The sequence below is a fragment of the Saccharothrix sp. ALI-22-I genome (assembly GCF_001984175.1).
Taxonomy (GTDB): domain Bacteria; phylum Actinomycetota; class Actinomycetes; order Mycobacteriales; family Pseudonocardiaceae; genus Actinosynnema.
In genome coordinates this window covers 38317-50103 of the sequence record NZ_MTQP01000031.1, presented here as the reverse complement: position 1 = coordinate 50103, position 11787 = coordinate 38317, and the positions used below count along the sequence as shown (strand labels likewise).

General features: G+C 71.8%; 7 protein-coding genes. 6 read left to right on the top strand and 1 reads right to left on the bottom strand.

The genetic code is table 11. The features are described 5' to 3' along the window. Window positions 1–127 precede the first annotated feature (127 nt). Complete coding sequence (locus ALI22I_RS02735; protein WP_077003979.1) at window positions 128–730, top strand: TetR/AcrR family transcriptional regulator; 603 nt, start codon at window positions 128–130, stop codon at window positions 728–730. A gap of 13 nt (window positions 731–743) precedes the next feature. On the opposite strand, the gene ALI22I_RS02730 is transcribed toward ALI22I_RS02735, so the two are convergent. Beyond that, complete coding sequence (locus ALI22I_RS02730) at window positions 744–2237, bottom strand: amidohydrolase family protein (RefSeq protein WP_077003978.1); 1494 nt, start codon at window positions 2235–2237, stop codon at window positions 744–746. 195 nt (window positions 2238–2432) lie between these two features. Between ALI22I_RS02730 and ALI22I_RS02725 the strand changes: the two genes are divergently transcribed. From ALI22I_RS02725 to ALI22I_RS02705, 5 genes are read left to right on the top strand one after another with little or no spacing between them, the layout of a single operon-like run. Further along, on the top strand, window positions 2433–3533 hold the full coding sequence (locus tag ALI22I_RS02725; RefSeq protein ID WP_077003977.1) for an SDR family oxidoreductase: 1101 nt from the start codon (window positions 2433–2435) through the stop codon (window positions 3531–3533). Next, on the top strand, window positions 3530–4672 hold the full coding sequence (locus ALI22I_RS02720; protein ID WP_077003976.1) for a flavin-containing monooxygenase: 1143 nt from the start codon (window positions 3530–3532) through the stop codon (window positions 4670–4672). The genes ALI22I_RS02725 and ALI22I_RS02720 overlap by 4 nt, the downstream gene beginning before the upstream one ends. Next, complete coding sequence (locus tag ALI22I_RS02715; RefSeq protein ID WP_077003975.1) at window positions 4669–8976, top strand: non-ribosomal peptide synthetase; 4308 nt, start codon at window positions 4669–4671, stop codon at window positions 8974–8976. Before ALI22I_RS02720 ends, ALI22I_RS02715 begins: the two co-directional genes overlap by 4 nt. Next, window positions 8969–9604, top strand: coding sequence for a class I SAM-dependent methyltransferase (locus ALI22I_RS02710; protein WP_238598037.1), 636 nt, complete (start codon window positions 8969–8971; stop codon window positions 9602–9604). Before ALI22I_RS02715 ends, ALI22I_RS02710 begins: the two co-directional genes overlap by 8 nt. Beyond that, on the top strand, window positions 9604–11784 hold the full coding sequence (locus ALI22I_RS02705) for an MMPL family transporter (protein ID WP_083751368.1): 2181 nt from the start codon (window positions 9604–9606) through the stop codon (window positions 11782–11784). The genes ALI22I_RS02710 and ALI22I_RS02705 overlap by 1 nt, the downstream gene beginning before the upstream one ends. Window positions 11785–11787 lie beyond the last annotated feature (3 nt).

Below are 11787 nucleotides of genomic sequence, written 5' to 3'. Positions count from 1 at the left end.
TTCCAGAACGCCTTCCTGGCCTGCGCGATCGTGGCGCTGGTGGTGGCGGTCGTGTCCCCGCTGCTGCTGCCCGCCGGCAAGCCCAGCTCGGACGGCGGCCCGGTCTTCGCCCACTGACCCGCCGAAGATGACGACGGACCCACCACGCACGGAGTCGGTTCGGCGGGCTCGTCCGCGCCGGGCCGACGCCGAGCGGAACATCGAAGCCATCGTCCGCGCGGGGCTGGCCTGCTTCACCGAACGACCGGATGTGAGCATGACGTCCATCGCGCAGGCAGCCGGCGTCAGCCGGGTCACCCTCTACACCCACTTCCCGACCCGGGAGGAACTGCTGGTCAGGGTGCTGGACAGCGCGGTGGCCGAAGCCGACCGGGCGTTGGCCGCGGTCGACGACGGGCCCGCCGACGAGGTGCTGTCGCAGATCGTGCGCTCGTCGTGGGACGTGCTGGGCCGGTACCGCAACCTGATGCTGGCCGCGGAAGTCCTCACGCCGCAGGAGCTTCGCGGCACCCACCGGCTGACCCTGGACCGGATAGCCCGGCTCGTCGTGCGCGGCCAGGCCGAGGGGACGTTCCGCGACGACCTGGGCGCGGAGTGGATCGTGACGATCTTCTACAGCCTCGTCCACTCCGCCGCACTCGAAGTCACCGAGGGCCGGATGAGCTCCGCCGAGGCGGCCGACGCCCTGGACCGGACGTTGCGCGCCGCGATCACCAAGTCCCCACAGTGAGTCGCAAGGCGAGTCACAAGGCGTCGAACACCCGCCGGAGGGCTTCCTCCGGGATGCGGAGGTGACGTCCGGAGTACGAGCGCAGCGCCGCCAGGTACTCGCGCTCCAACTCGGTTTCATCCAGCGTGGTGGACCGGCCGCCCTGGACCAACACGTCGCCGCCGACGATGACGGTGTCGACGTCGATCGAGCCGCCGAGGGTCAGGAATGCCTCCAGCGGGCGCGGGTTGAGCAGGTAGCGCCAGTCGGTGGTCGGCACCAGGACCAGGTCCGCCTGCTTGCCCACCTCCAGGGAGCCGACCTCGTCGTCCCAGCCGAGCCCGCGGGCCGCGATCCGGGTGGCCATGGCCAGCGCCCCGCTGGGTCGGACGCGGGTGTTGTCCGCCGCCATCTCGTTGTGCATCTGCCAGGCCGCGCGCATCGCCTCGGGCATACCCCCGAGCGGGTACGGGCCCGCGTCCGTCGACAACGAGACGTCCAACCCGGACTCCGCGAGGTCGGAGATCACCCTGGTCTCGCTGAGGCTGGACTCGCCGCTCGGGCCGTACTTCGCCGGCGATTGGCTGATGTGCGCGCGTGCGTCCAGCAGCAGTTTGCGCTCCTCGTCGTCGACGAACGCGCAGTGCACCGCCATCAGCCGGTCCGACAGCAGGCCGAGGTCCGCGAGCCGCCGCACGGGCGTGGCGCCGTAGTAGGCGCGGACCACGTCGGATTCGTTGCGCAGCGCGGCGACGTGCGTGGCGAACCGGGTGTCGTAGCGGCCGACCAGGTCGGCCAGTCCCCGTCCCAGTTCGTCGGACATGTTCGCGACGTAGAGTGCCGAGGGCCGCACGCGGACCCGTTCACGCGGTGGAGCGCTCAGCAGGGCTTCCAGGTCGGCCAACACTCGGTCGGTGTCGCGGGTACGCCGGTACCGCTGCTCCCCCGGCGCGCACACCGCGTCGGCCGCCCAGGTGCTCACGGACAGGCGGATGCCCAGGTCGCCGGCCGCGGCGATCATCGCGTCCGGCCGGTTCAGCGAACCGGTGTCGCCCAACGTGGTCGCGCCGGTGCGCAACTGGGTCCACAGGGAGTAGCGGGCGATGGCCACCGCTTCTTCCCCGGTGAGGCCTGCGATCATGTCGTTGAAGGAGTCGAAGGCCGCGGAGACCTGCGTCATGGCGCCGCCGCGAGCCAGGAATCCGGGTTCGTCGTCCACATCGGATGGTGGGCGCAGCGCGCCGCGGAACGCGACCCGGGACGCGAACATCTCGTGCCAGTGCCCGTTGACCAGTCCCGGCAGGACCATCATGCCGCCCGCGTCGACCGTCCGCACCTCGGCCGTCAGGCCGGTGGCCACCGCGTCCACCTCGGCCACGTCGCCGACCGCGACGATCCGGCCGCCCAGCGCCAACACCGATCCGACCGGGTGGAGGCGGTCCGCGGCGTCGGCGGTGTGCACGTAGCCGCCTCGGACCAGCGTGGCCCTGCCATCAGGATTGCCAATGCCGCCATCGGAATCGCTCATACCACGTCTCCCCCTGAGTACCCTTGATCGGTCGCTTTTGTACCGGTGTGACAACTTCTGTCGTCGAGGCGGGCCAAGTCTGTCGAGACGCGACCTGGTGGACAAGCCTTGACTGCCCTACGGCGGTAGGGTACTCAGAACCCGAACTGTGGTGTTCGAGTTATTGAAAAGCCGCCAACTGGGGGATGTTTCCGCATGTCGTTGTTGATGACCGGTGGCACCGGTTTCCTGGGCTTACACCTGCTGGGCGAGAACCTGCGCGCCGGACGCCACGTGACCCTCCTGGCCCACGCGGGCACCACTCCGGCCGGTGAGCGCGTCACGCGTTTCCTCGACGCCACCGGCCTGCGGGACCACCTGGCGTCCCCGCTGGAACGGCTGCTGGAGATCGTCGAGGTGGACGTGCGGCTCCCCGGCCTGGGCCTGCCCGCCGGCGAGCTGCGCGCGCTGGCCGCCGGCGCCGAGGAGTTGTGGCACGTCGCGGCGTCGGTGGTGCTCGACGGCCGGGACGACCACGTCTGGCAGTCCAACGTGAACGGCACGGAGAACGTGCTGGCCCTGGCCGCCATGATGCCGCGCGATGCGCTGTTCCGCCACGTGAGCACGGCGTTCGTGGCCGGCCGCACCCGACGCGGTGCCGTGACCGAGGCCGACAGCGCCGCCGCCACCGAGTTCGAGAACAACTACGAGCGGTCCAAGCACACCGCCGAGGGTTCGGTCCGGCGCTGGGCCGAGCAGCACGACCGTTCCGCACTCGTGCTGCGGCCGAGCATCCTCATTCCCGGTGACGGTCCGATCGCGGCATTGCCGGAGCACACGCTGCGCACCGTCAGCCGGATCATCGGACGTGTCCTCGAACGCTCCTCCACCGCCGAACCCCGGGTGGTCGTGCGCGTGGGCGCCGATCCCCGGGCGCACCTCAACCTCTTGCAGGTCGACTGGGCGGCGAAGGCGATGCTGCTGCTGGGCGAACGGATTCGTGACGGCGTTCGGACGGCGCACGTCGTGCACGACCACGACGTCGCGGTGCGGACCATCTCGGCCGCTCTCGAGGACGTCTCGAAGGTCCGGTTGCGGATGATGCCCGCCGCGCCGGCCGAGCCGACCGAAGCCGAGGAGTGGTTCCAGCGGCGTGCCGCGGGTTTCCTGCCCTACCTCTACCACCGGCGGAACTTCGACGCGTCCGCGACCCGAACGCTGCTGCCGGACCTGCCCCGGCCGGCCATGATCGACCGTGAGCACCTGCGGCGCTGCGTCGCGCTCCCGGAGGCCGCGACGATGCGGAGGTCGGCATGACCGGCCGGGCAGTGGTCATCGGGGCAGGGTCGGCGGGCTTGGCCTCCGCTGCGGAACTGGGCCGACTCGGTTTCGCTGTCACCGTCCTGGAAGCCGGGGAACACGTCGGCCACCGCTGGCGCAACCGTTACCGCAGCCTGCGCCTCAACACGCTGCGCGCGCTGTCCGCCCTGCCGGGGCTGCCGATCCCCCGCCACCACGGGAATTGGCTCTCCGGTGGGACGTTCGCCGACTACCTGCGCTCCTACGCCGAGCACCACGACCTCGACGTGCTGATCTCGACACCCGCTACGGCAGTCACGCGTGACGCCGGTACCGCGTGGCTGGTCGACACCGCGGAACAGCAGTTGCGAGCCGATGTCGTGGTCGTCGCGACCGGTAACGCGGCCGTGCCGGTGCTCCCCTCCTGGGCCGCCGGGTTCACCGGCGAGATCCTGCACTCGGCGGATTACCGCGAGCCGGAGCCGTTCGCGGGCAAGGACGTCCTCGTCGTCGGTTCGGGCAACTCGGCGACCGAGATCGCCACCGACCTCATCGGACACGCCCGCGACATCCGGCTGTCCGTGCGGACCTCTCCCCTGCTGGTGCCCACCAGCACCCTTGGGGTGTCCACGCACCGCATGAGCGTGTTGGGGGCCGGGCTGCCGGACGCGGTGTGGAACGCCGCCGGCCTGAGCACCCACTGGTCGCTCTACCGGGACCTGGCACGGTTGGGCCTGGGTCAGCCCGAGGTCGGCTCGCACACGCGGTTCCGCGAGACGGGCATGGCGCCGGTCGCGGAACGCGGGTTCGCGCGCGCGGTGCGCCGGCACCAGATCCAGGTCGTGACGGCAACCGAGACCGCCACCGGCAACGAGGTCCGGTTGAGTGACGGCACCGTGCTGCGTCCCGACGCCGTGGTGCTCGCCATCGGCTACCGCCCGTCCTTCCCCGCCCTGCTGGGCGACCTCGACGTGTTGACCGACAACGGCACGCCGGTCCGCTGGGGCGGCCCGATCCCCGGTGCTCCCGGCCTGTTCGTCGTCGGAGCGCCGTCGCTCCAGGGCGACATCCGCGAGCACGGACGGGAAGCCAAGCGCGTCGGACGTGCCGCCGCCGTGATCACCTCCGCCCACCACGCCCACGGGACAACCCGATGACCGATCCCGATGTCACGTTCGACTTCGTCTCGTTGCCGGACCTGCTCCGGCAGTCCGCCGCCCGCGAACCGGATCGGATCGCGCTGCGCGAAGGCGGGCGCACGATGACCTACCGCGAGTTGGTCGACTCGGCCCACCGCCTGGCCAACCACCTGCTGCGGCTGGGCTGCGTTCCCGGTGACCGGGTGGTGAGCACCCTGCCGCGCGGAGTGGACGCCGTCGTCGCCCAGGTCGGCATCATGGCCGCCGGCGCGGTGTACGTGCCGGTCGACGCGGAGTACCCGACCGCCGTCCTGCGCGACATGCTCGCCACGATCGCGCCCCGCCACGTCGTGGGCTCGACGCACGAGCTGACGACCGTCCACCTCACCGAGGCGGTGCGGGAGAGCCCGGCCGACGTGCCACTGGTGCGGGTGGAGCCGTCGAGCGGCGCGTACGTCATCCACACCTCGGGCTCGTCGGGCACGCCGAAACCGGTGCTGGTGTCGCACCGGGCCATCGCCCACTCGACCATGGCCCGGTGGCACCGCTACCCGGAGCTGGTCACCGGATTCCTGCTGGTGTCCCCGATGACCTTCGACTCGTCCATGGCCGGTCTGTGGTGGACGCTCGGCCAGGGCGGCACCCTGGTGCTCGCCCCGCCGAACCCGGTGGCGCTCGTGGCCGAGTTGCGGCGCGTGCTGACCGACCCGGCCGCCGGGGTGTCCCACACGCTGCTCACGCCCACGCTGTACCACCAGGTGCTGGACGGACTGGGTGAAGTCCACACCGGTGTCCGGCACGTCGTCGTGGCCGGGGAGGCGTGCCCGGAGAGCCTGGTGCGGCGGCACCACGCCACGTTGCCGGGTGTCGAGCTGGTCAACGAGTACGGCCCGACCGAGGCGGCCGTGTGGTGCACCAGCGCGGTGTTGCGGCCGGACGAGGACGTGACGATCGGGACCCCGATCGCGAACGTCGAGGTGCTGGTCGTCGCACCGGATGGCACCCCGCTCCCGACCGGCGAGGTCGGCGAGCTGTGCGTCACCGGTGACCAGTTGGCGGACGGCTACCTCGGTGACGAGGAGCTGACCGCGCGGCGGTTCGTGGCGCACCCCTCCGGCCACCGGATGTACCGGACCGGCGATCGCGGCCGGCTGCGCCCCGACGGACGGCTGGAGGTCGTGGGCAGGCTGGACGAGCAGGTCAAGATCCGGGGTCACCGGGTCGATCTGGCCGGCGTGCGCGCCCGGCTCGCGGACGCGGAAGGCGTCGCGGACGTCGTGCTGGCGCTGCGGGACCGCCCGAACACCGAGGGCAAGGTGCTCACCGCCTACGTCGTGCCGACCACCGACGCCCGCGCCGTCGAGGACGATATCCGCGACACCTGGGCACAGGTCGTCGACGAAGTCGCCGCAGGCGCCGCCGCCACCGGCACCGATTTCGACACCAGTGGCTGGACCAGCAGTTACACCGGCCGCCCGTTGCCGGACGACGATATGGCCGAGTGGGTGGACCACACGGCCCGGCTGCTCCGGGAAGGCCCGCACCGCACGGTGCTGGACTTGGGCTGCGGCACCGGGCTGCCACTGCTGCGGGTCGCACCGCACGCCGAGCGCTACGTCGGCGTGGACGTGTCCGAACGGACGCTGGAGGGGCTGCGGCACGCGGTGGACTCGGCAGGGTTGAGCCAGGTCGAGTTGCGGCGAGGCGAAGCGAGCGATGTCGCGGACTTCGCGGGCGACGGTTTCGACCTCGTCGTGTCCAACTCGGTCAGCCAGTACTTCCCGAGCGCCGACTACCTCGACCGGACGGTTCGCGGCGCGATCGCGGCGGCCGGCCGCACCGGGCGGGTGATCATCGGCGACATCCGGGACCTCTCGCTGCTGTGGGAGTTCCACACCGCCGTCGTGCTGGCCCGGTCCGCGCGCGACACCCCCGCCGACGTCATCGCGTCACGGGTGGCCAGGCGGGTGCAGGACGAAGCGCAGCTCCTGGTGGATCCGCGCTGGTTCGCCGCCCTCCCGTCGCGGCTGCCCGGCACGCACGTCGAGGTCCGGCCGCGCCGAGGGTGGCACCGCAACGAGATGACCGACTTCCGGTTCGACGCCGTGGTGCACACCGACCCGGCCGTCGAACTCGTCGAGATCGAGGGCTGGCTGGAGTGGTCCGGTCCCGACGACCTGAAGGCCCTGCTGGCGACCCGACCGGAGGCCGTGGGGCTGCGACGGGTGCTCAGCGCCCGCACCGCGGGCATCACCGCCGCCGCCCAGGCGCTCCGCTCCGGGTTCGACGGCACGACGGCCGAACTGCGTGACCTGGCGGCGTCGTCCGATCCGACAGCCGTGCACCCGGAGATCTTCTTCGAACTGGCCGAGGAACACGGTTACACCTGCCACCTGAGTCGCGCCGACGCGTGGGACGGTGGCGCGTTCGACGTCGCACTCATCGCCCACAGCACAGCGCGCGCCGTCCTTCCACGGTTCCCCACCACCGGGGCGGCCACGGACGCACTCACCACCGATCCGCTGCGCAAGCGCGGTGTCAGCTCGCTACGCGCCGCGTTGGTGCCCAGGCTGCGCAGGCACGCCGAAACCGAACTGGTGCCGCACGAACGGCCGGGCGCGTACGTCGTGCTGACCGAACTGCCCACCACCACGCACGGCAAGGTCGACGTCGCGGCGCTGCCCGCGCCCGGCCAGGACCGCCCCGAGTTGGACACCCCGTTCGCCGCACCGCGCACCGCGACGGAGGTGGCCGTCGCCGAGGTCTGGTGCGCCGTGCTGGGGCTGGACCGGATCGGCCTGGACGACGACTTCGTCGAGCTGGGCGGTGACTCCCTGCTGGCGGCGAACTGCGGCGTGCGGCTGACCGAGCGGCTGGACGTGGCACTGCCGGCGGGCGCGTTGTTCGCCGCACCCACGGTCCGCGCGCTGGCCCGGCTGGTCGAGGACGCCGCACCGAGGTCGGCCCCGACCGCCGTCACCGGGAGCGGCGGCACGCTGCCACTCACCAGCGCGCAAACCGCGTTCTGGTTCCTGGACCACTACCAGCGGCCGGGCGGGTCGCGGCACCCGGACTTCGCGCTGCCGGTGCACTACCGCATCTCCGGCCCGTTGGACGTGGACGCCCTGCACACGGCGATCGACACGCTGGTCCGGCGGCACGAGGCGTTGCGCACGCGGGTGCTGCTGGAGGCCTCGGAGGGCACCCAGCTGGTGCAGCCGTCCTGCCGTGACGTCCTGTCGGTGCACCGGGTGCCCGCCGTAGACGCCGACCAGGCGCTCCGCGAGGCCGCCCGGAACGACGCGCAGCGCGCCCTGGACCCGGCCACCGGCGAGGTGTTCACCGCCGAGCTGACCAGCGCGTCGGACACCGAGCACCTGCTCGTCCTGCGGGTGCACCACATGGTGGCCGACGGGTGGTCCATCGACGTGCTGGAACGGGAGCTGGAGGAGCTCTACAACGCGGGCCGCGCGGGCCGGGAGCCAGCGCTGGAATCGCCGCCGAGCTACGAGCAGCTGGTGCACGGCGTCGACCGGACGTTCTTCGTGGACGTGGCCTGGCGTGAAGCGGAGCCCTACCGGACGGCGTTGCGCTACTGGGGCAGCCAGGCCGACGGCGCCAAGCCCATCCGGCTGTCCGACGACGAGGTGACGCCCGGATCCACCCGGCTGTGCAGCGTCGACCTCGGCGTGGACGAGACGTCCGCGCTGCTGGAACGCGCCCGCCGGCACGGTGCGACGTTGTTCTCCGCGGTGGTCGCCGGGCTCGCGTGCCTGCGGGCGCAGGACTCCGGTGACGACGACGTGCGGCTGCTGACGTTGAACGCGGCACGGGACGAGCCCGGCCTGGACCGGATGATCGGCCTGCTGCTCAACCCGATGCTGATCCGGCTGGACGTCCCGCGAGGCAGCACCTTGGCCACCGTGCTGCCGAAGGCCGCCGCGACGGTGCGGGACGCGCTCGCGCACGGCCAAGTGCCCCTGCTCGCGCTGTGCGAGGAGGTGCCCGACCTGATGTCGGTGATGACCGAGTCGCAGTTCGTCGCGGTCGAGTCGCTGCCACCGGTGCGCGGTCTGCGCCTGGCCGACTGCCGCGTCCACCGCACCGACCCGTTCGACGAGGAGTTCCTCGGCCGCGGCTTCGAGTTGCCGGTGGAACTGCTCGTGGTGGCCCGCCGTCTGGGCGACGGGCTGCGGCTGACCGCCCTGCACGACCCCGCCGTCATCGACGGCCCCGAGGCGCGCACGTTGCTGGAACGGCTGCGCGCCCTGCTGCTCGACCCGGATTCCACGGAGGACGTCGATGAGCCCGTCGGTGCGTAGCCACCCCGTTTACGCCTCGGTCTACGACCGCTACAACCGCGGCGCCGAGCGCACCTGGCTCGGTGAGGCCAGGCACCTGGCGCTGGGGCACGCGCGGGGTCGCGTGCTGGAGATCGGCGCGGGCACCGGCATGAACCTCCTGCGCTACCGCGATGTGGAGGAGGTCGTCGCCACCGAGCCCGACCCCGCGTACCGGCGGCGGCTGGAGCAGCGGGTGCCGGAAGCCCAAGTACCGGTACAGGTCGTGGACGCCCCGGCCGAACGGCTGCCGTTCCCGGACGCCTCGTTCGACACGATCGTCAGCACACTGGTGCTCTGCTCGGTCGACGACCCGGCGCGCAGTGCCGCCGAACTGCGGCGGGTGCTGCGGCCGGACGGCGCGCTGCTGCTCGTGGAGCACATCCAGACCAGCGCGGGCGGGTTCACCAGGCTCGCGCAGCACGCCTCGGTGCCGTTCTGGCGGCTGTTCGTCGGCGGCTGCCGCACGAACCGGCCGACGCTGCGCACCGTGGCCGACGCGGGCTTCGAGGTCAAGGAGCTCGACCGGTTCCACCCGCCCCACGTCCCGTTCGTCATGTTCCCGTTCGTCGTGGCGGTGGCGAGCCCGCTCGAAGGAAAGGCCGGCTAGTGCTGGAGAAGTCGAAGTCCGACCGCCGTTCGGTGGTCCTGGGCGGTATCGCGCGGGTCGCGGTGCGCCGCCGGTGGTGGGTGCTGGCGGCGGCGCTGGTGTTCGCGGCGTTGGCCGGCGCGTTCGGCGGCACCGTCTCGGACAAGCTCATCAACGGCGGCTACACCCCGGAGTCGTCCCCCGCGACCGAGGCGGACCGGTTGCTGGCCGAGCGGTTCTCCGCCGGGGAACCGAGTCTGGTGCTCGTGGTGAGCGCGGACGGCGGGATCGACCAGCCGTCGGCGGCGCAGGCCGGTGCGCGGTTGACCGAGGAGATCGGCGGCGACTCCCGGGTCGGGTCGGTGACCTCGTACTTCACCACCGGTCTGCCGGACCTGCGGTCCACCGACGGCTCCCGCGCGCTGATCTTGGTGAAGCTGGAGGGCGACGAGCAACAGGTGCAGGCGGCGACGGCGGAGGTCGTGCCGAAGTGGCGGGACTCCGCGCAGCCGCTGCGGGTCGATGTCACCGGACGTGCGCAGGTCAACGCGGAGATCGCCGAGCAGAGCGAGCGGGACCTGGTCAAGGCGGAGCTGATCGGCGCGCCGATCATCCTGCTGATCCTGGTCCTGGCCTTCGGCAGCCTGCTGGCCTCGGTGTTGCCGGTGGTCGTCGGCCTGCTCGCGGTGGCCGCGACGACCGCCGTGCTGAGCGTGCTGACCGAGGTCACCGATGTGTCGATCTTCGCGTTGAACCTGACCACGGCGCTGGGGTTCGGGCTCGCGGTGGACTACAGCCTGTTCATCGTCGCCCGGTTCCGGGAGGAACTGCGCGGTGGACGTGAAGTCGCCGACGCGGTGGTGGCGAGCGTGGTGACAGCGGGCCGCACGGTGATCTTCTCGGCGATCACGGTGGCGTTGTCGTTGAGCGCGTTGCTGATCTTCCCCATGTTCTTCCTGCGGTCGTTGGCCTACGCGGCGATCTCGGTGGTCGTGGTGGCCGCGGTCAGTTCGGTGACCGTGCTGCCCGCCGTGCTGGCCGTGCTGGGCAAGCAGGTGCTCGGCCGGGCCCGCAAGAAGCCGCCCAAGCCCGAGGGGCAGTGGTGGGGTCGGGTCGCCCACGCCGTCATGCGGCGGCCGGTGCTCGCCGCGCTGCCGGTGCTGTTGCTGCTCGCGGTGGCCGCGCTGCCGTTCCTGGACGTGAAGTTCGGCATGGCCGACCACCGGGTGCTCCCCGAGAGCTCACCCAGCCACAGCACGGCCGACGGGATCACCGAGGACTTCGACCGCTCGATCGGCGACTCCATGCCGGTGCTGGTCGACACGGGTGACCAGGCCGCCGCGGGTGAACTGGCCGAGCGGATCTCCCGGCTGCCGGGCGCGGAGTCGGTGGAAGGTCCGACCGGCGTCCACCGCGATGGTGAACTCGTCCAGCCCGCGTCGCCCGCGTCGGCGGCGATGGTGGACGGCGGGTCGGCGTGGCTGCGCGTGTGGCCGGCCGAAGGGCCGTACTCCGAGGCGTCCCAGGACCTCGCCCAGTCCGTGCGCGCCCTCGACCCGCGATTGCGGGTGGCGGGGCCGAGCGCGGTGCTGGTGGACACCAAGGACGTGCTGTCGGAACGGTTGCCGTGGGCGTTCGGGCTGATCGGGTTGTCCACGTTCGTGCTGCTGTTCCTGTTCACCGGTGGCCTGCTGGTGCCGTTGAAGGCGCTGGTGCTCAACCTGATCAGCCTCAGCGCGAGCTTCGGCGCGGCGGTCTACATCTTCCAGCAGGGGCACCTGAGCTGGTTGGTCGGCGACTTCACCTCGACGGGCTACCTGGAGACCACGATCCCGGTGCTGGTGTTCTGCATCGCGTTCGGGTTGTCCATGGACTACGAGGTGTTCCTGCTGTCGCGAATCCGCGAGGAGTACCTGGCCACCGGTGACAACACGCACGCGGTGGCGCAGGGACTCCAGCGGACCGGGCGGGTGTTCACCGCGGCGGCGCTGGTGATCGCGGCGGTGCTGGCGGTGCTGGCCACGTCCGGTGTGTCGTTGTTGAAGCTCCTCGGCGTGACGATGGCGTTGGCCGTGCTCGTGGACGCCTGGTTGATCCGGGGTGTGCTCGCGCCGGCGTTCATGAAGCTGGCGGGCAAGGCGAACTGGTGGGCGCCCAAGCCCCTGGCGGCCCTGCACGACCGCCTGGGGCTGCGCGAGTGATCC

Excerpts from the sequence above, each read along its gene's own strand:
- ALI22I_RS02735 (WP_077003979.1), top strand. The coding sequence starts at position 128 with ATGACGACGGACCCACCACGCACGGAGTCGGTTCGGCGGGCTCGTCCG.
- ALI22I_RS02730 (WP_077003978.1), bottom strand. The coding sequence starts at position 2,237 with ATGAGCGATTCCGATGGCGGCATTGGCAATCCTGATGGCAGGGCCACG.
- ALI22I_RS02725 (WP_077003977.1), top strand. The coding sequence starts at position 2,433 with ATGTCGTTGTTGATGACCGGTGGCACCGGTTTCCTGGGCTTACACCTG.
- ALI22I_RS02720 (WP_077003976.1), top strand. The coding sequence starts at position 3,530 with ATGACCGGCCGGGCAGTGGTCATCGGGGCAGGGTCGGCGGGCTTGGCC.
- ALI22I_RS02715 (WP_077003975.1), top strand. The coding sequence starts at position 4,669 with ATGACCGATCCCGATGTCACGTTCGACTTCGTCTCGTTGCCGGACCTG.